Origin of the sequence: Streptomyces sp. LX-29 (assembly GCF_029541745.1) — a bacterium.
Lineage (GTDB): Bacteria > Actinomycetota > Actinomycetes > Streptomycetales > Streptomycetaceae > Streptomyces.
This window is the reverse complement of sequence record NZ_CP089746.1, coordinates 5,088,217-5,109,134: the sequence shown is the minus strand read 5'-3', so window position 1 is coordinate 5,109,134 and position 20,918 is coordinate 5,088,217. Positions and strand designations below refer to the sequence as shown.

Below are 20,918 nucleotides of genomic sequence, written 5' to 3'. Positions count from 1 at the left end.
CGGGCCGCCACCGCCAGCCGGTACGCGTGCCGCGGCAGGGCATGTCGGGGTCCGGTGGCACGGTGCCGACCAGGTCCTGGCAGTAACCGCACCAACAGCGATTCGAAGATCGTTCGGATAGTGTCCATGGCGTCGTCAACCTCTCATCAGGTGATGGCCGCGCCCCCGGACGTCCGGCAACGTCGCGGGGGTCTTTCGTACGCACAACAGTGCGCATCAACGCCGCACCGCTGTAGTCGAGTTGCTACACGGAGCGACTTCCGAGACCAGGGTGCACCCACAGGCCCGTCGCTCGCAAGGTATGTGAATGCATACCTTGCATATGCGGCCTCAGCTTGATGGGCGAGCTGATGAGCGGCCAGAATCGGCCGTCGTCTTGCGCAGATGAAGGGTTGGTTGTGGTGACTCCGAAGCGCCAGATCCCCACGGTCCGCCTCCGTCGCCTCGCGGCAGAGCTACGACGCCTCCGCAATGGCTCAGAGCTGACCAGGGAAGACGTCACGAACCGTACGGGCATCAACGAGGCGACGCTGTATCGCATCGAGACGGCACGCGTCCGGCCCCAGCGCCGGACGCTGGTCGCGTTGCTGGACCTCTACGAAGTGCGTGATCCGCACCGTGGCGAAGTCCTGGCCCTCTTGCAGGGTGCGAACAAACAAGGGTGGCTACGGCCGTATCACAGCGAACTACCCGAGGAATACACTGCCTACATCAGCTTCGAGAGCGAAGCATGGGAAGTCCGCAACTACGAGTCCCTGTTCGTCCCCGGCCTCTTGCAGACCGAGGACTACGCGCGAGCCGTGATCAGAGGGACGTTGCCCATGGCCACTGCCGAGGCGGTAGAGCAACGAGTGCAGGCGCGCGTCGAGCGAAAGTACGTGCTCACAAAGGACGACCCGCTACGGCTCTGGGCGATCACGGACGAGGCCGCGCTGCGCCGCCTGGTCGGCGGCCGCAAGGTCATGCGTGAACAGTTGGAACACCTGGCCCGGGTCATACAGGAACCGCATGTAACGCTCCAGGCCATCCCGTTCAGCGCGGGAGCGCACGCGGGAATGCCCGGCTCGTTCGTCCTGATGGGCTTCGCCGACGCGGAAGATCCCGAGATCGTGTACCTGGACAGCATGGCCGGCGACCTCTTCCTCGAAGCCGAGATCGACGTACGCCGGTACGGCGTGATGTTCGACAACCTGCGTGCCCAGGCACTCAGCCCGGATGGCACGCTGAGCCTGATCACCGAGTTGATCGGCGACATGCTGTGAGCGGAGGCAGTCAAGGATGCATGAGGTGGGCCCTATAGAGGCGAGATGGCGTACGAGCTCCTACAGCAGTGGAAATGGCCAATGCGTCGAGATCGCGTTCCTTCACGGGGTGGTGGCAACGCGAGACAGCAAGAACCCCGACGGCCCAACCCTCGCCTTCCCCGTACCCGTCTGGGCGGCGTTTGTCGCCTCCGTCACGGAAGGAGAGAGGCCCTGCGGCTGAGCCACGGGAGCCGCGACGGCGCACCGCTCGCGTGAGCGAAACAGGGATCCGTGCAATCCGAGCAGAGGATCACGCCTTGATCGAAGCAGAGCTGAAGGCGCGTGTTCGCGCCCCGAAGGACGTCATGGAGCAGCTTGAACGCATGGCAGAGGGGCGGGAGGAGGTCTATCAGGACACCTACTACGACGACCCATCGGGAAGCCTCGGCGCGCAGGACCAGGAACTGAGGGTCCGCACAATCCGTGGGCCCCACTCAACTCGAACCGTCCTCACGTACAAGGGCGCCCGGATCGACCCGACCTCCGGCTCGAAGCCAGAGCACGAAACGGGTGTGGACAACCCGGATTCCGTTCACGCCCTGCTGCGCGGACTCGGCTATGTTCCGGTGATCTCGTTCCAGAAACGATGCCGGAACTACAAGCTCAGCTCTCACGGGCGCGGCCTACTCGCCACGCTGGTCGAAGTGCCGGAGATCGCGGGAACTTTCCTGGAAGTCGAGACCATGGTCCAAGAGGATGAAGAACTCTCATCGGCGCTTGACGACATCCGGTCTGTCATGAGCGAACTCGGCGTCTGTGAGGAAGACTTCACGTTGGAGCTCTACACAGACGCCGTAGCGGCTCGGCGTGTGCCTGCCCCCGTGACCGAAGGAGCACCTCCCCGAACACCATGAAAGGGATCATCGACCTCGGTAGCCAGGACATGCACCCGTCCCGGCGCGGCGTCCTGGGAGCGGGGCTCCTCTCGGTCGCCCTCACCATCCCCAACTGGCCTGACGTCGTGGGCAGGATGGAAACCGTGCGGCAGGGTCGGGTGCACCCAAGACCCCCACCGGCGCCGAACGCGCCAAGGCCGAACGCCAGGGCCAGGAGAAGGCCACGCGGGAGTGGCTGCGCGAGCAGGCACACGCGGTCGCCGGCGCCGTACGGAGCATCGACGACTACTTCACCGTCCTGGGCTCGCTCGGTGTGATGCCCAGCCGACCTCATCGCACGACACCGGCCAGGGGTCAGGTTGGCAGGGCGAGCGCGTTGGCGAGCTGGTCGCGCCCCGCCGTCTGCTTCGGCAGGGACTCGTAGAGGGCCATGGCGCGGGTGCGGGTGAGCCCGGATCGGTAGGAGGCTGGGAGGGCCCCGTACGCCTGGGCGGCGATGTGCGCCGCCTCGTCCCGTGCCCCGTCGTGAGCCCGGCAGGCCGCCTTGTCTATGGCGATGAGCGCCCGCGTCATCAACGACGGGGAGCGCGACAGCTCCAGCGCCCGCTCCTGGGTGGCATAGGCCCGCGACGTTTCCCCGAGCAGGGTCAGGGCCTGGCTCATGTGGACGTGGTGCTTCTGCGCCGGGTACCCGAACCAGGTGTCGGCCTGTTGCTGCGGGGTCAGGCGCTCCATCATCGCCTCCACGTCGGCCACGGCGTGACGGGCCTTGTCCTTGTGGCCGCCGATGGCGTAGGCGCGGGAGGCTACCGCTGATGCCAGCGCGGCGGCGGCGCTCGGCTTGTCGCCCGCGAAATGGCGGGCCTTCGCCGCAAGGTGGGCGGCGGCCTGGGGGGCACCGTAATTGAGCGGCACCATCGCCTCTCGCCCCAGGACCCAGGCATGCAGGAGGAGGTCGCCGGCTTCATCGGCTGCGCGCCCGGCTGTGTGGAACCAGCCGTGCGCCTCGCGGTGCTGGCCGAGGTCGTGCAGAACAATCGCGATCATTCCCGCCATCTGCCCGGTCACGTGGCACAGCGTGGCGCGGTTCTTGACGGTCTGCGGCTGTGACAGAAGCGGCTTCATGTCGGTGAAGTCCGCGACCAGGTCGGAGAGGACCTTGGCCGGGGCCTGCCCGTGGTAGCCGTAGCTGTAGCGCTCGGCGGCGTGCTCCCAGTAGCCGAGATCGGCGGAGCTGTGGTCGGCGGCCAGAGCGGCGTCGGTGTCGTGGCGGGTGGTCGTTAAAGCGGCGAGCCCGGGACCTGCCAGACCGGCAGCGAGCGCGCCGCGCAGAACGTCGCGGCGCTTCATGGGGTCGTCTCCATCTTCGTGATGATCACCTGGTGGAGTGTGGGCGGGTTTCTCCCACGGCCTTTCCGCCAAGCCTAAGCAAATTCCGGGAATCCGGAGGCCGTCCGCGACTCTTTCGAGGACCGGCAAGGAGGTGACCATGCCGTCGCCCCGTGCCATCCGGCTTACCCGTTCGGCGCGTATGCCGCACGCTTCGGCGAGCCTGTTGTAGCTGATGCCCGCCTCAGCCTTCGCGATGCCGAAGATGGCCCCGATGTCTCGACGGGCAAGAGCGCTGGTGACGCGTGGATCGGCCCGCAGCCGTGCGGGCAGGGCGGCCGGTGACGGTGGGTAGTCCATGCCTCCCCCCAAGGGGACGGTTCGGATGCGGCAGTACCCCCATGGAATGTACCCACCATGGGTGGCCCCCGCATGGGGTTACCTCCTCTGGAGCAGGGCGAGTTGACTGATCTGCGCCGCGCCGGATCACCAGGGATGTGGCTCCTCCCACCGGTTGCGGCTCCTGAAGGCGGCGGCCCCTCCGGGTTTCGTCCTGCGCTCTGCCCCGGAGGGGCTGCCGCCCATCACACCCCCGAGGAGGCTGCGACCGTGACCGGCAGACACCGCACCACCGCTCAGCGGGGCGACCGGTCCGAGGGCCTGCCCTGCTCGTGATCGCTGTGCTCGGCCTCGCAGGGCCTGGATGGGCCCCGCGAGGCCAGGCGGTCGACCTGCCCGAACTTCTCGGGGCTCGACATCTGGCGCCGGTTTCAGCACCCGACGCCCCGGCCGGTCCCGAGAGCGCCTAGAGCGTTCCGGCACCCGGACCGCAGCAGCACATGTCCCACGACACACCGGCCGGTCAGCCCGTCGTCGGCGGCGGGCGGCCACTCATCAGGGAGGCACACCGTGGAAGTCCCGCCCACCCTCGCACCGACCGCGGTCGACTGGACCGCCCTGGGCAACTTTGTCGCCCTCCGTGGGCAGTTACGCGTCTCCTTCGGCCCGAAGTGCAACATCCAGTGCTGGTTCTGCCACAACGAAGGCGACGTCCCGCCCCCGATCATGCGGCTCGACTCCGCCCAGCGGCCACGCGAGCGCGCTTTGTGCCCCGGCCACTACGTCACGGTCATCACCGCCCTCATGAAGGCCGGGATGAAGCGGGTCTACTTCACCGGCGGTGAACCACTCGTCTCCCCGCTGACCCGGCCCGTGCTGGAACGGCTCCCGCCGCCCGGCCCAGACGGCTCCTACACCCTGATCACCAACGGCACCCGCGTACCGGCACACCAGCACTGGCTGGCCCGGACGCCGCTGGACAAGGTGAAGGTCTCCCTTCACTACTTCTCCGACGAGTCACTGCGGGCCATCGCCGGGACGCGCATCGGGATCACGGCTGTACTGGACGGCATCGAGGCGGCACGGGAGATCTTCGAGCGGGTCGAACTGAACTGCCTCCTCCTCAAGGACAACGCGCACGAGATCCGCCCGATCCTGGACTTCGCGCTTCAGCGGCGGATGCCGGTGCAATTCATCGAACTGGTCGGCACCGACTTCAACGAGGGCCGGGCCGCCTCCGCCGTACCCGCGGACGAGACGGTCGGATACCTGCGGACCCTGGCCAGCGACGAACACACCGAGATCGCCGGGGTGGGCCAGGGCCGCCGCGTCTTCCGCATCGACGGCATCGAGGTCGACGTCATCCACCGCAACCTCGGTCGCCACCACGTCGGCCAGTGCGGCACCTGCCCGCTGCGCACCAAGTGCGTCGAAGGGTTTTGGGCCCTGCGCGTCGACCACGGCGGCGGCCTGCAGCCGTGCCTGTTGCGCGAAGACCTGCGCCTGGACCTCAAGGACCTGCTGGGCGACCCGGACCGGCTCGCCGCTTCTGTGGCCGGCCACATCACCTCATTCACCGAAGGGACGCTATGAGCCTGCCGCACGCGTACGAGCCGATCCTGTACGCCGACCGCCGGGAGCCGTTCTACGTCCTGGAAGGGGTCTCCGGCATCGGCAAGTCCACCCTCACCGAACTGCTGAGGCGGCGGCTCGGTGCCTCCAGCCTGCACACCCTCCACACTCCGCACAGCGGGTGGTCGCCGGTGGCCAACGGGCGGCTTCGGCCCCTGCCCCAGTTCGCGTTCTACCTCTCCGGCGTCCTGCATGCCGCCGACTCCGTTCGGCAGGCCCGCACGATCAGCCCCGTGGTCGCCGACCGGTACGTCTCCTCGGTGATCGCCTGCCACAGCGCCGTCCACCGTGTCGCGCTGAACGAGGTCCGGCTGCTGCTAGGGCCCTTCCTGCCCTACTTGGAGACCCCGGATCACACCTTCTACCTGCGGTCTTCGGAACAGGTCCTACGCGACCGCATGACCGCGAAGGCGGCGGACAGCAATCTCACCTCCGACGACGCCGAGCTGTTCACCGTGCCCGGTCGCCTTGCGCGGCTTCTGGACAACTTCGAGGCTGTGGCAGACGAGGACCCCACGGCCGTCGTCCTGAACACCGACGGCAAGACCCCGGACGAACTCGCTGACTGGATCATCAACCACGTGGAGGCCGGCCGTGCTTAATCCGATCAACGCTGAGGGCGTGATCCGTGACGGCGGCGCGGTGGGCCGCTTCCCCGGCGAGATCCACGAGGGCGTCGCCTGGTGGGTGGGCGCATGCCTGGTCGTCGTGACCAAGGCGGCCCGTATTGCGGTCGCCCACGACGGGCACCCGACCAGCACGTCATTTCACGAACGCCTGTGTCGGGGTGCGATGAACGCCGAGCACTACGCGTGCCGGGTGATGGACCTCCGTGCCGCCGACGAGGCTGCTCTGCTGGCCGCCACGAACGATCTCGGGTCGGTGCCCGGTGTCATGGTCACCACCACTGCCACCGAAGAGGGCGAGACCGTCCGCATCGCCGTGTACGACGCGCAGGGCTGCCCCCTCGCGGAGGAGGCGGGGCTGGCGAAGATCCGCCGCCTGATCGCTGAGGACCGCGTACCCATCCCGGTCAACGCGGACGCCAAGGGCCGCGTTGAGCTTTACCCGTTCCCACCGCAAGGAGTGGGGAAGTGATCAACGCGGCTGAACTCATCGGCTCCGGGGCGGGCATCTTGTTCGTCACCTTGGACGCTCTGCGGTACGACGTGGCCCGCGCCGCGTACGACGAGGGTCTGACCCCGCACCTGGCCGGGCTGCTGCCCGAAGGTGGCTGGGAACGGCGACAGACCCCCGGCTCCTTCACGCTGCCCGCGCACATGGCGTACTTCTCCGGGTTCCTGCCCAAGCTCCCCCAGCCCAACCAGCCACCCCGCCTGTGGGAATGCCGCCCCCCGGCGTTCAAGGCAGTCGATCTCCAGACGTTCGTGTTCGATGCCCCCAACCTCCTCACGGGGCTCGGTCACAACGGGTATCGCACCGTGTGCATCGGAGGGGTGACCTACTTCTCCCGCGAGACTCCGCTCGGCGGCGTGCTGCCCGACATGTTCGACGAGGACTACTGGCGGCCGGAGTTCTGCTCCCCGGAACCGGACTCCACTCGGCACCAGGTGGACCAGGCCCTGGAGGTCGCCGACACGCACGCCGGGCGGCGTCTGTTCCTGTTTGTCAACGTCTCGGCCACCCACGTACCCCATGGCCACTACATAGGGGAGAGCACCGACACCACCGCCTCCCAGAAGGCCGCGCTCGCATACGCAGACGAACACCTCGATCGCCTGGTCACCACCCTGACCGCGAAGCGAAGGTGGCTGGTCATCATGTGCGCCGATCACGGCGACGCCTACGGAGACGACGGCTACCACGGCCGGGGCATCGCGCATCCCGTCGTGATGAATGTGCCGTTCGCGGCCTGGGTGCGTTGAGGGTCACCGCTATGCTCGCGCGCCATGAGCGACGACGTTCCCGCACGCGGCCCGGCCCGCGACGCGGCGGTGGTGGTGGCCCGCGACGCGGATGGATTGGTGGCCCTGCTGTCGGCCGACTTCCCCCGCCATGGCGGCGAGTACCTGTTCCTGCCCGGCGGTCGTCGCGAGGACGGCGAGACCCCCGAAGAGTGCGCTCGACGGGAACTGCGTGAAGAGGCCGGGATCACCGCCACTCGGTGGCGGCACCTGGGCGCGTACGCGATCACCCTGGAATCGACTGCCCGCGTACACCTCTACGAAGCCCAAGGGCTGACGCTCGGACCGCAGGAGCTGACCCCGACGGAGGAGGGATTCAAACTGTCCTGGTGGCCCATGGCCGACGCCCTCGACGCCGCCTCCCAGCGCCGATTCCTCCTCCCGGCCGGGCCCCTCGCCCTGCTCCTGGCCGACCGTGGAGAGCCCGCGTAGTTTCCGGCGGCGGTTAGCTTCGGCAATTCATGTGGATCACGACTACGCCCGCCCTGCACCGTTCAGGCCTTGTTGCGCGGCCTCGGTTTCGATCAGGTGATCTCGTTCCGGAAGCGATGCCGGAACTGTGAGATCAGCTCTCACGGGTGCGGCCTGCTCGCGACGCTGGTCGAAGTGCCGGAGATCGCGGGAACTTTCCTGGAAGTCGAGACCATGGTCCAAGAGGATGAAGAACTCTTATCGGCGCTTGACGATATTTGGAATGTCATGAGCGAACTCGGCCTCCGTGAGGAAGACTTCACGACGTTTCTCGGTCGCCCTCACGTCCCCGACTTGCCCGATGTCGTAGGCAGGATGGAGGCCGCTCACACGGGGCAGGTGCAGCGCATCCGGATGCCAGACGTCGACATGGTCATCGCCATGACCGAGCGACCCGTTGGTCCAGTCCGGGCGCGCGGACCAGCGTGTGCAGAACATGTTCAAGCTCATCCGACCGCACCTGGGCAACCATGCCGCCCGGGACCTCTACGAGCGAGCCCGCACGATCACTCCGGCCGCACTCACGACGTAACGGCGGTCCCCGCACAGGTGGGGGCGGGTGGGCGGGAAACACCACCCGACCCGGCCGGGGTCATCGGCCCGGTGGAACCGCTCCGCGAGGCCCCCCGTCCAAGGAACGTGCTGCCGGGAAGCCTCCGCGGTGCGGTGTCGGCCTCGCTGCTGGCTGCGAACGCCGACCTCCCTCTCCGCCGCCCGCGGCCGGCAGTGCCCCGCCGCCGGCACGCCCCTCGCGGACCTGTGCCGGCGGCGGCACATCCCACCCCCTTGACCCGCCCCGCGTCCGCGCCTATGCCGTGCCAAGAGGCGACTCTTCGCCATGTCCTGCCACGGAAGGGGCGCGAGGTGCACCGACGTACGCTGCTCACCGCCACGGCCGCCACGGCCGCCGCCTGCGCCACCGGAGCCGCCGGGGCCGCCGAACGGGCGGGGGAAGTCGTCGGGGCCGGCAGACCCGACCGGGCCCGGCTGCGGGCCCTGATCTCCCGGATGACGCTGGAGGAGAAGGTCGGCCAGCTCTTCGTGATGCGGGTGTACGGGCACTCGGCGACCGCGCCGGACCCCGTCGACGTCGAGGCGAACCGCAAGGAGATGGGCGTCGCCAACGCCGCCGAGCTGGTCGAGGCATACCACGTCGGGGGGATCATCTACTTCGCCTGGGCGCACAACACCCGTGAGCCGCACCAGATCGCCGACCTGTCCAACGGCATCCAGCGCGCCGGGCTGGCCCAGCCCACCCCGCTGCCGTTGCTGATCACCACCGACCAGGAGCACGGCATCGTGGCCCGCGTCGGCGCGCCGGCCACCCTCTTCCCCGGCGCGATGGCGCTGGGCGCGGGCGGGAGCACGGAGGACGTACGCACCGCCGCCCGCATCGCCGGTGCCGAGCTGGCCGCCATGGGCATCCGACAGGACTACGCGCCGGTCGCGGACGTCAACGTCAACCCGGCCAACCCGGTCATCGGCGTGCGCTCCTTCGGCGCCGACCCACAGGCCGTGGCCCGCCTGGTCGCCGCCCAGGTCAGGGGGTACCAGCGGAGCGGGGTCGCGGCCACCGCCAAGCACTTCCCCGGGCACGGCGACACCACCGTGGACAGCCATGTCGGGCTGCCGCTGATCACCCATTCGCGGGCGGAGTGGGAGCGGCTGGACGCCCCGCCGTTCCGTGCGGCGATCGCGGCCGGCATCGACGCGATCATGACGGCGCATCTGCTGTTCCCCGCGCTGGACCCGGTGGACGACCCGGCGACGCTCTCCCGGCCGATCCTCACCGGGGTGCTCCGCGGCGAACTCGGCTTCGACGGCGTGGTGGTGACCGACTCGCTCGGCATGGCGGGGGTGCGCGAGAAGTACGGCGACGCGAGGGTGCCGGTGCTCGCCCTGAAGGCCGGCGCCGACCAGCTGCTGAACCCGCCCGACCTGCCCACGGCCTGGCGCGGGGTGCACCAGGCGGTGCGGGACGGGGAGCTGAGCGAGGCGCGGTTGGACGCCTCGATCCTGCGGATCCTGGAGCTGAAGGCGCGCCGCGGACTGTTCGCCGACCCGTACACCAGCGACCGCGCGGTGGACCGCACGGTGGGCGTGCCGGCCCATCTCCGGGCCGCCGACCGGATCGCCGGGCGGACCACGACGCTGGTCGCCGACGACGCCGGGCTGCTGCCGCTCTCGCCCCGCCGGCACCGCTCGCTGCTGGTCGTCGGCGTCGACCCGGCCGCCCCCTCGGGCACCGGCGGACCGCCCACCGCCGTGCTCGCGCGGGCCCTGACCGAACTGGGATTCACCGCCGAGGCGTTGTCCACCGGGACCGGCTCCCGGCCCGACCCGTCACCGGAGCGGATCGCGGCGGCGGTGGCGCGGGCGCGCGGCCGGGACGCGGTGCTCGTGGCGACGTACAACGTGGGTCCGAGCTCCGGCCAGCGCACCCTGGTGGCGGCGCTCACCGCGACCGGCGTCCCCGTCGTCCATCTCGCGCTGCGCAACCCGTACGACATCGCCCAGGTGACCGGCTACGGCCTGGCGGCCTCGCTGGCCACCTACTCCTGGACCGATGTGGAACTGCGGGCGGCCGCGCGGGTGCTGGCCGGGCGCGTCCGGCCGCGCGGCCGGCTGCCGGTCGCGGTGCCCCGCGCGGACGACCCGTCCCGGCTGCTCTACCCGATCGGCCACGGACTGTCGTACTGAGGGGTCGGTACGACGTACCGAGGCGGTGCACGGGGCCGTCGTACGGGGCCGTCGTACGGGGCCGTCGTACGGGCGCGGCGCGGCGGCCCCGCGCCCGGCGTACGGCGAGTACGGCGTGCTCCCGCGCGTCCCCCCGCGGCCGACGGATTCCGCGCCGTACGCCTGGCGTGCGCCCGCCCGCGCGGCCCAGGCTGGCGGCCGGGGGTGGGAATGGAGGGCGGGACACGCGAACGCTCGCCGTGGCGCGGCGCCGGGTCCCGCGCGGCCGTGCTGGCGCTCGCGCTGGCCGGGACGGCGATGGGGCTGACCGGCTGCCACGGGGACGGGCGGGCCGATGGGACGACGCCGGCGGCGGCCACGGGGAGCGCCGACTACGGCGCGACCTTCCTGGCTCGGGGCGAGTGCGGCGCTCAGCGGCGGACGGCCTTCACCGAGGTGCCGTGCACCAGTGAACGGGCGACCGCGCGGGTGTTGGCCCGCTACGAGGGGACGCCGGACTCCGGAACCCACTGTCCGGAGCGCACCGACTTCGTGCTGCACATCTCCGGCGCCCGTCCGGACGCGGACGAGGACGGCGACGGCACGGCGCCGGAGGGCTACGCCTGCATGCGCGCGTTGGAGCCGCCGCATCCGGGCGACCCGGGCGCCGGCGGCGGGCCGCGCACGGTGGTCGGCGACTGCGTCTACGGCGCCCGGCGCGGCGAGGTGCGGGAGACGGCCTGTGACGGCTCGGGGGCCCGGCCGCCGGAGTTCCGGCTGGTGGCGGCGGTGGCCCGGCGGGCTGACTGCCCACCGGGCACCGCCCTCTATGTGCACCTGGACGGCGAACTGCCGGTGGGGTGCGCCGTCCGATCCCGTCCCCTGAGCGGTTCGGACGGCCCCGAGGGCTGAACGACCGTTACGGCCGCAGCAGCGGCTCGCGCTCGACGAGCTGCTTGTCGAGCTTCGGGTCGTAGGGGGTCAGCCGCTTGGCCGGCTTGTCGCCCTCACGGACGGCGGCCGGGGCGACCCCCGCCCACTCCAGGATCTCCTGGGTGGCCTTCTCCTTCTGCGCGGCGGGCAGCCCGGCCACGTTGGAGCCGTGGTTGCCGCCGGGGACGGTGAAGACGTAGCTGTCCTCGGACCCGCGACCTACGCGGAACGGCTCCGCCGCCCACGGGTCGTTGGCGCCGTTGACGAAGAGCATCCGCTCGCTGTGGTGGCGCACCCAGCGGTCGACGTCCCGCATGGCCCACGGCTTGAAGGTCATCGGGATGTCGCGGGGCACGTAGTTGCGCGGGTTGTAGATGCCCGGGTAGCGCAGCAGGCCCTTCAGGTGCGGGGTCTTGAAGGAGGGCGCGCCCAGCTCGGTGCCCGCCTGGTAGTAGTACGGGGTGTAGTTCGCCAGGCCCTGGTCGGTGTAGGCGGAGAAGCCGGAGATGTCATCGATGAAGGTGTACAGGTCATCGGTGGAGGCGGTCGCCGCCGGCACCGTGTCGCAGTCCTTCAGCAGGTGGTACTGCCAGAAGGCCCACACCAGGTCGAGCACCACGTTCTCGTACGCCTTGTCGGCGCTGCCCACGACGGTGAAGGTCTGCTTCTCCTCGGCCGCCCACTTCTGGTAGCGGTCGACGATCTCGTCGCGCCGCACCAGGGCCTCGCGCTGCACCGCGTTGAGCTTGGCGCGGCACTCGGCGGTGCCGACGGTGCGGAAGAAGCGGTCGTAGGCCGAGTCCTCCTTGTTGCGCACGTCGTTGGGGGCGACGTAGGCGACGGTGCCGTCCATGTCGTTCGGGAAGAAGCGACGGTAGTAGGTGGCCGTCATGCCCCCCTTGCTGCCGCCGGTGGCCAGCCAGTTCTTGCCGTAGATCGGCTTCAGCGCCTTGAAGATGCGGTGCTGGTCCTTGGCGGCCTGCTGGATGTCGAGCTTGGACCAGTCGGCCGGCTGGGGTCGGGACGGAGTGAAGAAGCGGTACTCCATCGAGACCTGGTTGCCGTCGACGATCTGCGTGGGCTCGCTGCGGCGCGGGTTGGTGTTGACGTTGTAGCCGGAGGTGAAGAACACCGTCGGCCGGTCCGTGGCCTTGTGCAGCAGGGTCAGCCGCTGCTGGAAGGTGCCCTTGGACGGGTGCCGGTGGTCGATCGGCTGCGTGTAGTTGAGCACGAAGAAGCGGTAGCCCTCGTAGGGCTTCTCCTCGATAAGGCTCATCCCCGGTATCGCGAGGATGCGTTCCTTGATGTCCGGCTCGGCGGCGTGGGCCGCCGTCATGGACGACGCGCTGCCGACGACCGCGGTGCCTATCAGCACCACGAGCGACAGCAGCCATCTGAGCGCCTTGCGCATGCGCGCTCCCCTTCCTTCTCAGAGGTCGCCGGGAAACCTATCGGGGGCGCTACCCGACCCGCTAGCCCCGTCCATCGCGCTTGTGAATACGGAGAGTTGTCGCTCGCCCTCTTTCGTAGCGGCGCGTGATGGCGCATGCTGCCTACATGGACCGAGACGAACGGCACGAGCGGAGCGAACGGGCCGAGCGGCTGAGGCAGTACCTGACGGAACTGCAGGAGCGGGTCGAGCCACGGGCGTTGGAGCTGCTCATGCGTCTGCTGCGGGAGCTGAGCACCTCACCCGCCGTACGGGGAGGGACGTACGAGCTCGGCATGGGCCCGGAGGAGAAGGAGCTGTTCACGCCGGCACTACAGGCGGAACTGCTGGTGCTCTTCGGCCTGTTGACGTCGCAGGACGAGCGGGTCGTGGTGGACCTGGGGGACAGCCCGCACGCCAAGGGCATGAAGGTCCTGGTGCCCCAGGACCGCGCGGACGACCCCGAGTTCCTCCAGCGACACAAGCAGCGGGTGGCGGCCGAGGCGGAGCAGCGGGAGCGGGACCGCCGGGAGGTGGAGGCGATAGCCCGGGTGAGCGGCATGGAGCCCTAGCGGCCGCGGAGCCCGGTGGCCGCTACGCGCCGTAGCCGAAGGCAACTACGGCGCGTAGCGAAACCCTCCCGCCCCGACGGCGAGCAACCTCCGCGGCGGAGACCGGCGGCACCTCACCGACCCCCAGCCCCCGAGCCCCCGAGCCCCCGAGCCCCCGACGAGAAACGAGAACGGCGGACGACCGCCGACCACGCACCCGCCAGGGTCAACGCGCCAGCGTGGCCGTCGCCGTGCCCTCGTCGACGTCGGCCGCCGTCGGCCCGGCCTCACCCGTGAAGGTGCGCCACAGCTCGGCGTAGCGTCCGCCGAGCGCCAGCAGCTCGTCATGGGTGCCGTCCTCGGCGACCCGCCCCTGGTGCAGCACCACCACCCGGTCGGCGCGGGCCGCCGTGGTGAGCCGATGGGCGACCACCAGCGTGGTGCGCTTGCCCGCGAGCCGGTCGGTGGCCTGGTTGACCAACGCCTCGGTCGCCAGGTCCAGGGCCGCCGTCGCCTCGTCGAGCAGCAGCACGTCCGGGTCGACCAGCTCGGCACGGGCCAGGGCGATCAACTGCCGCTGGCCCGCGGAGAGGTTGCGCCCGCGCTCGGTGACCTCGTGGAGGTAGCCGCCCTCCAGGGAGGCGACCATGGCGTGCGCGCCCACCGCCCGCGCGGCCGCCTCGACCTCGGCGTCGGTGGCGCCGGGACGACCGTAGGCGATGGCGTCGCGCACGGTCCCGGCGAAGAGGTAGGACTCCTGGGGGACCACGCCGAGCCGGTGCCGGTAGCGGGTCAGGTCGAGCTCGCGCAGGTCCGCGCCGTCCACCCGGACGCTGCCGGCGGTGGGGTCGTAGAACCGGGCGACCAGCTTGACGAGGGTGGACTTGCCGGCGCCGGTCTGGCCGACGAAGGCGACGGTCTGCCCAGCGGGTATGTGCAGGTCGATGCCGGTGAGCGCCGCCTCGTCGGCGCGGGCGCCGACCCCGCCGCCGGCGTCGGCGGCCTTACGGGCGTCCGCCGCCGCGCCGCTTTCCGATGCCGGACCGCTCACCGGGGCCGTGGCGGCCTCCGCGGCCGCGCCGTAGTGGAAGTGCACGTCCTCGAAGGCGATCTCGCCGCGCAGCGAGCGCACATCGCGCGGCCGCTCGGCGACCGGGGTGCTGGTCGGCTCGCGCAGCAGCTCCTGGATGCGGCGCAGCGACACGGTGGCCTGCTGGTAGCCGTCGAAGACCTGGGAGAGCTGCTGCACCGGGGCGAAGAACAGGTCGATGTAGAGCAGGTACGCGACCAGGGCGCCCGCGGTGAGCGTCCCGTCGCCGACCCGCCCGGCGCCGACGATCAGCACCAGCGCGGCGGCGACGGAGGACAGCAGTTGGACGAAGGGGAAGTAGATCGAGATCAGCCACTGGCCGTGCACCCGGGCCCGGCGGTAGTCGTCGCTGCGCTCGGCGAACCGCCGCCGTCCGCTGTCCTCGCGGCGGAACGCCTGCACGATCCGCAGCCCGGCGACGCTCTCCTGGAGGTCGGCGTTGACGCCGCTGATGCGCTCGCGCGCCAGCTCGTACGCCTTGACGCTCTGCCGCCGGAAGAAGACGGTGCCGATGATCAGCGGGGGCAGCGTCGCGAAGACCACCATCGCCAGTTGTACGTCGATGACGAGCAGCGCGACCAGGATGCCGAAGAAGCTCAGCAGGCTGACGACGGCGGTGACCAGGCCGGTTTGGAGGAAGGTCGAGAGCGCGTCGACATCGGTGGTCATGCGGGTCATGACCTTGCCGGTCAGCTCGCGCTCGTAGTAGTCCAGGCCCAGCCGCTGGAGCTGGGCGAAGATCTTGACGCGCAGGGAGTAGAGCACCCGCTCGCCGGTCCGCCCGGTCAGTCGGGTCTCCCCGATCTGCGCGGCCCACTGCCCGAGCACCACCAGCAGGGCGAGCCCGGACGCCACCCACACGGCGCCCAGCGCGGCACGCTGCACACCCTCGTCGATGCCCTGCCGGATCAGCACGGGCAACAGCAGACCGGCCAGCGCGTCCACGGCGACCAGGGCCAGGGCGAGGCCGAGCGGCAGCCCGAAGCCGCGCAGCAGCCGCCGCAGCCCGTAGGAGTCCTCCGGGCGCTCGGCCTGGTCCTCGTCGATGTCGGGGGTGTCTGCGGCCGGCGGCAGCGCCGCGACCTTGGCGAGCAGCTCGGGCGTCGCGGGCGCCCCGGCGAGCGCGCCGGCCATGGCGCCGGGCCGGCCGGTCGCCGCGGCGGACGGACCGGCGGCTCCGGCCGTGCCGGCCGACGCGGTGTCCGCGCCGTCCGCACCGTCCTGACGGCGCTTCCAGAGCTCGGGCGTCACCCCGTCCACGACCCGGCGCCGGGCGTTGACCGGCTCGCTGTCGATCTCCGCCTCGACCTCGATGTCGACGTCCAGGTCGAGCTCGCGGTCCAGCGCCCGGTAGAAGTCCTGGCCCGTCGCGCCGTTCGTCGCCGGGTGCCGCGCCGATGCGGGGCTCCGGTCCAGCCGGTGCCCGGCGTCCCGGCCGGTGTCCCGGCCCAGCCCCAGGTCCACGCCCTGGATCTCCGGCTCGGCGAGCCCCGCGACGGCCGCCTCACCGTCTGAGCCGCCCGCGGCTCCGGCCGGTGCGGATCCGTCCGGCTCGCCTGCCGAGCCGTCCTCCGGCGCGGCACTCACGGACGCGTCACGTCCGACGGCCGCGGGCGCCGCGCCGGCCGGGCCCGCGGGACGTCCGCCGCCCTGGACGGCGGACGTCCGCACACCGGCGCTCCCCGCGTCGGGGGCGCGACCCGCGTCGGCCGCTCCGGCACGCAAGGCGAGGTCCCCACCCCGGTCGGGCGCGGCCCCGGCCGGGTCCCGTTCGATCCCGCTGAGCTCGTCGGGGTCGGTCAGCAGCCGGCGGTAGAGCTCGCACCGCTCGCGCAGCTCGTCGTGGGTGCCCACGTCGACCACGCGGCCGGCGTCGAGGACGGCGACGCGGTCGGCGAGGGCGAGGGTGGAGAGGCGGTGGGCGATGAGCAGCGTGGTGCGGCCGGCCATCACCCCGCGCAGCGCCTCGTGGATCTCGTGCTCGACGCGCGCGTCCACCGCCGAGGTGGCGTCGTCCAGGACGAGCAGCCGGGGGTCGGTGAGGATCGCGCGGGCCAGGGCGACGCGCTGCCGCTGGCCACCGGAGAGGGTGAGGCCCTGCTCGCCCACCTCCGTGTCATAGCCGTCGGGCAGCTCGCTGATGAAGGCATCGGCCTGCGCCGCGCGCGCGGCGGCCCGGATCTGCTCGTCGGTGGCGTCCGGGGCGCCGTACGCGAGGTTCGCCCGCACGGTGTCGGAGAACAGGAAGCTGCTCTCGGGGACGAGCCCGATGGCGCCGCGGAGCGAGGCGTACGTCAGGTCGCGCACGTCCTGACCGCCGATCCGCACCGCCCCGCTGGAGACGTCGTAGAAGCGCGGAAGCAGCATCGAGAGGGTCGACTTGCCGCTTCCGGAGGCGCCGACGACGGCCAGCACCTCGCCCGGTTCGATGCGCAGCGAGACGTCGTCGAGGACCGGGCGCCGGGCGCCGGCGTAGCCGAAGGTGACGTGGTCGAACTCGACGGTGGCGGGGGCGTCGGCCGGCAGCTCCCGGGCGTCGGGCCGCTCCTCGATGGCCGGCTCGGTCTCGATGAGCTCGAAGACGCGCTCGACGCCGGCCCGGGCCTGCTGGCCCATGGTCAGCATCATGGTGAGCATCCGCACCGGGCCGACGAGCTGCGCGAGGTAGGTCGAGAAGGCGACGAAGGTGCCGAGGGTGACCTGCCCGCGGGTGGCCATCCAGCCGCCGACCGCCAGCATGGCGACCTGGCCCAGCGCGGGCACGGCCTGGAGCGCGGGGGTGTAGCGGGCGTTGAGCCGCACGGTGCGCAGCCGCGCGGCGAACAGCCGGCGGCCGGCCTCGCGCAGCTTGCCGGTCTCCTGGTGCTCCTGTCCGAAGCCCTTGACGACGCGCACGCCGGTGACGGCGCCGTCGACGACGCCCGCGACCGCGCCGGCCTGGCTCTGCGCGTACCAGGTGGCGGGGAAGAGCCGGGTGCGGCTGCGCGCGGCGATGATCCACAGGGCGGGGGCCACGGCCAGCACCACGACGGTGAGCAGCGGCGAGAGGATCGCCATCACGACCAGCGAGATGACGAACAGCAGCACGTTGCCGATCATCATCGGCACCATGAAGAGCAGGCCCTGGATGAGCTGGAGGTCGCTGGTGCCGCGGCTGACGACCTGGCCGGTGGACAGCTCGTCCTGCCGCCTGCCGTCCAGCCGGGTGATCGCCTCGAACATCTCGGTGCGCAGATCGTGCTGGACGTCGAGGGCGAGCCGCCCGCCGTAGTAGCGCCGCAGATAGGTCAGGGCGTAGACGACGACCGCGGCGACGATCAGCAGCGCGGCCCAGGGGCCCAGCGGGCGCTCCTGACTGACGACGACATCGTCGATGATCAGTCGCGGAATGAGCGGCACGAGGGCCAGCACGGCCATTCCGGCGAGCGAGGCGCCGAGAGACAGCAGCACATTGCGCCGGTACCGCCAGCAGTACCGGGTCAGCCGTCGCACCCAGCCCTGTCCTGTGCCTGACACCCACGACCTCCCGGATCTTTCCGTCCTACCGGAAGGCTGCAACGCACAGGCGTGCGGATTTCATCCTTACGCAACAAAGAAATCGTCGGGGATCGTCACCGAGCGTCGCCCAGCCGGAAGCGGACTCGGGGATTCGGGCCCAGGCCGATCGACCCGGCTCCGGATCCGATCAGGGGCGGGTCGGGTCAAGGGCCGATCGGGTCAGGGGCGGGTCCGGTCAGGGGCGGGCGGCGACGGTGAGTGAGTAGAACCGCGTCGTCTGCCGGGCGCTCTCGTTGTCGTCGCTGACCAGCAGCACCCGCAGCCGGCCGCCCCGCGCCGGCCCGAGGACGGCCATCCCCTCGATGTTGTCGAGCAGCGGGTTGGGCTGCGGCTGCTTGGCCGAGGCGCCGAGCGAGGGGCAGTCGACCAGGTCGGCGAGGAGGCTCTTGCGGACGAAACGGGCTCCGGAGGAGGCGGTCAGGTTCTCGACGCCGCCGACGTCGCCGGCGCGGCGCGGATCGGCGAGGTACAGCCGGACGGTGTTGCCGACCCCCGCCGTGAAGCCGCGCTCCAGGACGAGCAGCCGGCCGCCGGGTGCGGCGGCGATCTCCGAGACGCCGAGCCCCGCGTCGACGGGGTAGCCCCACTGCGCCCCGAGACGGAAGTCGTCCCGGTGCCACCGCTCTCGCTGCCAGGTCTGCAGCCGCAGCAGCGGCCGCCCCTCGGCGTCGGCCCCGTCACCCGACAGCTGCCCCTCCATGGCGGCGATCAGGGTGGCGCCGCCGGGGCGGAGGGTGAGCCCCTCGAAGGTCTGGTTGGACCTGGCCCGCCCGGCCGGGGCGACGCGCAGCGCCGCGGGCACGGGCAGCCGGCCGCGCAGCGTGCCGTCGCGGTCGTAGCGGCGGACGGCCGGCTCGCCCTCGGCGGCGACCAGCCGGGCGCCGGAACGCTCGACGGCCAGGCCCTCCGCGTCCAGCGCCGCCCCCTGCTCGTCGGCGAGCCGGACCGCGCCCGTGGTGCGCGGCACGCCGTCCCGCAGGGTGAGGCCGAACAGCACGGAGCGGTCGGAGAGCGCGGCCAGCGTGCCGTCCCGGTCGACGGCGAGCGCCGAGAGATTCCCCGTGAAGACGCCGTCGTGGTCGCCCTTGTCGAGGGCGTCGGAGAAGCCCTCGATGGAGACCCGAGGCGAGCAGGCCCGGCTGGGGCCGGGCCCCTGCCCCCACTCCGACGCGTGGCCCTGCGCCCACTCCGACGTACGGCTCCGCGCCCACTCCGACGTACGGCCCTGTGCCTGGGCCTGCGGCGCGTGGCCCTGCGCCCGCGCTGCGCCGTCGGGGGCGGCCAGGCAGGCGGCCGCGACCAGCATCGCGGCGGTGGCGGCGAGGGAGGCGCGCGGACGCGCGAGGGTCGTCAGGGTGCGGGTGAGGGCCTGGGCGTGACGGGTGCGGCGGGTACGGCGGCTTCGCACAGTGTCCTCCTGGTTCGGCTCGGCCGGTGACACCGACGGCGCGGTGACACCGACGGCGCCCGCACCAGGCACGGCCGGGCGCCGAGGGCGACGCCGGCGCGGCGCACGCGAGTGCCTGAGGCACGCGAGTGCCTGAGGGCACCCCGGCGCCCGGGGGCACACCGGCGCCCACGCGGGCACACCAGTGCTTGGGCTGGCGCCCCCGGTGCCAGGAGACTCTAGACCGCACCGCCCGTACACCGTATGGCCGCGCGGCGCACGGTTCGGAAACGGGCGGCGTCGGTCAGGCGGCCGCGCTGTCCTCCGCGGCGGCGGCGGCCTCGTCGGCGGCCTCCGCACACCGCGTCGACAGATCGTCCAACCCCAGCCCCAGCGCGGAGGCCAGCGCCACGACGGTGAAGAAGGCGGGGGTCGGCGCCCGGCCGGTTTCGATCTTCCGGAGGGTCTCGGCGGAGATGCCCGCCCGCGCGGCGACCTCGGCCATGCTGCGCTCGCCGCGCGCCTGCCGCAGCAGGGCGCCGAGACAACGGCCGCGTTCGCGTTCGAGGGCGGTGAGAGGGGTGCGCACCATGACCGTGATACTAATACCGGTATAAGAATTGGGACCCACCCCGTCGGCACCCCCCGTCGACATCGGGTCTCCCATGAGCGAAGGGACGGCTGGCCATGGTGGAGATCAAGACCGACGCGGCGCTGGAGGCCATGCGCGAGGCCGGCCGGGTGGTGGCCAAGGCGCTGGAGGCGGTGCGCGGGGTGGCCGCCGTCGGCGTGTCCCTGCGGGAGCTGGACGAGACGGCCCGCGAGGTGCTCCGCGCGGCGGGGGCGAGCTCCCCGTTCCTCGGCTACCGGCCGCACTTCGCCCCCACCCCCTTCCCCGCCGTGATCTGCGCCTCCGTCAACGACGCGATCGTGCACGGCATCCCCGACGGCTACCGGCTGCGCGACGGCGATCTGCTCAGCGTGGACTGCGGGGCGATGCTGGACGGCTGGGCCGGCGACGCGGCGGTGAGCTTCACGGTCGGCACCCCGCGCCCCGACGACCAGCGACTCGTCGAGACCACCCGGCGTGCCCTGGAGGCCGGCATCGCGGCGGCCGTGGTCGGGGCCCGGATGGGGGACATCGGACACGCCATCGGCAGCGTGGGCCGCGCCGCCGGTTACGGCATCCCCGCCGACTTCGGGGGCCACGGGATCGGCCGACGCATGCACGAGGACCCCCCGGTCCCCAACGAGGGCCGACCGGGCCGGGGCCTCCCCCTCCGCCACGGCATGGTGATCGCGATCGAGCCCATGTTCCTCGCCGGCGGCTCCGACGCCTACCTCACCGACCCCGACGGCTGGACCCTCCGCACCGCCGACCGCGGCCGCGCCGCCCACAGCGAACACACCGTCGCCATCACCGACGACGGCCCGCGCGTCCTCACGCTCCCCTAG

General features: G+C 71.7%; 18 protein-coding genes. 12 read left to right on the top strand and 6 right to left on the bottom strand.

Annotation, left to right across the window (positions count from 1 at the left end):
* The first annotated feature begins 338 nt into the window (after window positions 1-338).
* From LRS74_RS22040 to cyaB, 3 genes are all read left to right on the top strand, one after another.
* Window positions 339-1,262: a helix-turn-helix transcriptional regulator gene (locus tag LRS74_RS22040; RefSeq protein ID WP_277742620.1), complete on the top strand. Its 924-nt coding sequence runs from the start codon at window positions 339-341 to the stop codon at window positions 1,260-1,262.
* A gap of 16 nt (window positions 1,263-1,278) precedes the next feature.
* On the top strand, window positions 1,279-1,485 hold the full coding sequence (locus LRS74_RS22035; RefSeq protein ID WP_277742619.1) for a DUF397 domain-containing protein: 207 nt from the start codon (window positions 1,279-1,281) through the stop codon (window positions 1,483-1,485).
* A gap of 76 nt (window positions 1,486-1,561) precedes the next feature.
* On the top strand, window positions 1,562-2,158 hold the full coding sequence (gene cyaB, locus LRS74_RS22030) for a class IV adenylate cyclase (protein ID WP_277742618.1): 597 nt from the start codon (window positions 1,562-1,564) through the stop codon (window positions 2,156-2,158).
* A 336-nt stretch (window positions 2,159-2,494) separates the two neighbouring features.
* Here cyaB and LRS74_RS22025 read toward each other — a convergent pair whose 3' ends face one another.
* The gene (locus LRS74_RS22025; protein WP_277742617.1) at window positions 2,495-3,829 is read right to left on the bottom strand and encodes a helix-turn-helix domain-containing protein; all 1,335 of its coding nucleotides are present in this window, start codon (window positions 3,827-3,829) and stop codon (window positions 2,495-2,497) included.
* Window positions 3,830-4,378: 549 nt separating this feature from the next.
* Here LRS74_RS22025 and LRS74_RS22020 point away from each other — a divergent pair.
* From LRS74_RS22020 to LRS74_RS22000, 5 genes are read left to right on the top strand one after another with little or no spacing between them, the layout of a single operon-like run.
* Window positions 4,379-5,401: a radical SAM protein gene (locus LRS74_RS22020; RefSeq protein ID WP_277742616.1), complete on the top strand. Its 1,023-nt coding sequence runs from the start codon at window positions 4,379-4,381 to the stop codon at window positions 5,399-5,401.
* Window positions 5,398-6,042 carry a thymidylate kinase gene (locus tag LRS74_RS22015; protein ID WP_277742615.1) on the top strand — a complete coding sequence of 215 codons (645 nt, stop codon included), beginning with the start codon at window positions 5,398-5,400 and terminating at the stop codon, window positions 6,040-6,042. Before LRS74_RS22020 ends, LRS74_RS22015 begins: the two co-directional genes overlap by 4 nt.
* Window positions 6,035-6,538, top strand: coding sequence for a hypothetical protein (locus LRS74_RS22010; protein WP_277742614.1), 504 nt, complete (start codon window positions 6,035-6,037; stop codon window positions 6,536-6,538). Before LRS74_RS22015 ends, LRS74_RS22010 begins: the two co-directional genes overlap by 8 nt.
* Window positions 6,535-7,326 (top strand): STM4013/SEN3800 family hydrolase, encoded by a 792-nt coding sequence (locus LRS74_RS22005; protein ID WP_277742612.1) that lies wholly within the window; start codon window positions 6,535-6,537, stop codon window positions 7,324-7,326. The genes LRS74_RS22010 and LRS74_RS22005 overlap by 4 nt, the downstream gene beginning before the upstream one ends.
* Window positions 7,327-7,350: 24 nt before the next feature.
* The gene (locus tag LRS74_RS22000) at window positions 7,351-7,797 is read left to right on the top strand and encodes an NUDIX hydrolase (RefSeq protein WP_144383436.1); all 447 of its coding nucleotides are present in this window, start codon (window positions 7,351-7,353) and stop codon (window positions 7,795-7,797) included.
* 237 nt (window positions 7,798-8,034) lie between these two features.
* On the opposite strand, the gene LRS74_RS21995 is transcribed toward LRS74_RS22000, so the two are convergent.
* Complete coding sequence (locus tag LRS74_RS21995; protein ID WP_277742611.1) at window positions 8,035-8,286, bottom strand: hypothetical protein; 252 nt, start codon at window positions 8,284-8,286, stop codon at window positions 8,035-8,037.
* A 360-nt stretch (window positions 8,287-8,646) separates the two neighbouring features.
* Here LRS74_RS21995 and LRS74_RS21985 point away from each other — a divergent pair, with 360 nt between their 5' ends.
* Window positions 8,647-10,536, top strand: a complete 1,890-nt coding sequence (locus LRS74_RS21985) for a glycoside hydrolase family 3 protein (RefSeq protein ID WP_277742610.1) — start codon at window positions 8,647-8,649, stop codon at window positions 10,534-10,536.
* A gap of 210 nt (window positions 10,537-10,746) precedes the next feature.
* Entirely contained in the window at window positions 10,747-11,427 is a 681-nt protein-coding gene (locus tag LRS74_RS21980; RefSeq protein WP_277742609.1) for a hypothetical protein, read from the top strand.
* Between the two features lie 7 nt (window positions 11,428-11,434).
* Here LRS74_RS21980 and LRS74_RS21975 read toward each other — a convergent pair whose 3' ends face one another.
* The gene (locus LRS74_RS21975; protein ID WP_277742608.1) at window positions 11,435-12,859 is read right to left on the bottom strand and encodes a S28 family serine protease; all 1,425 of its coding nucleotides are present in this window, start codon (window positions 12,857-12,859) and stop codon (window positions 11,435-11,437) included.
* A gap of 146 nt (window positions 12,860-13,005) precedes the next feature.
* On the opposite strand from LRS74_RS21975, the gene LRS74_RS21970 reads away from it, so the two are divergent.
* Window positions 13,006-13,449: a hypothetical protein gene (locus LRS74_RS21970; RefSeq protein WP_277742607.1), complete on the top strand. Its 444-nt coding sequence runs from the start codon at window positions 13,006-13,008 to the stop codon at window positions 13,447-13,449.
* A 205-nt stretch (window positions 13,450-13,654) separates the two neighbouring features.
* Here LRS74_RS21970 and LRS74_RS21965 read toward each other — a convergent pair whose 3' ends face one another.
* From LRS74_RS21965 to LRS74_RS21955, 3 genes are all read right to left on the bottom strand, one after another.
* Complete coding sequence (locus tag LRS74_RS21965; RefSeq protein WP_277742606.1) at window positions 13,655-18,034, bottom strand: ABC transporter ATP-binding protein; 4,380 nt, start codon at window positions 18,032-18,034, stop codon at window positions 13,655-13,657.
* A 217-nt stretch (window positions 18,035-18,251) separates the two neighbouring features.
* Window positions 18,252-19,484 carry an esterase-like activity of phytase family protein gene (locus tag LRS74_RS21960; RefSeq protein ID WP_277742605.1) on the bottom strand — a complete coding sequence of 411 codons (1,233 nt, stop codon included), beginning with the start codon at window positions 19,482-19,484 and terminating at the stop codon, window positions 18,252-18,254.
* Between the two features lie 283 nt (window positions 19,485-19,767).
* Complete coding sequence (locus LRS74_RS21955) at window positions 19,768-20,055, bottom strand: helix-turn-helix transcriptional regulator (protein WP_277742604.1); 288 nt, start codon at window positions 20,053-20,055, stop codon at window positions 19,768-19,770.
* A 95-nt stretch (window positions 20,056-20,150) separates the two neighbouring features.
* Between LRS74_RS21955 and map the strand changes: the two genes are divergently transcribed.
* Window positions 20,151-20,918 carry a type I methionyl aminopeptidase gene (gene map / locus LRS74_RS21950; RefSeq protein ID WP_277742603.1) on the top strand — a complete coding sequence of 256 codons (768 nt, stop codon included), beginning with the start codon at window positions 20,151-20,153 and terminating at the stop codon, window positions 20,916-20,918.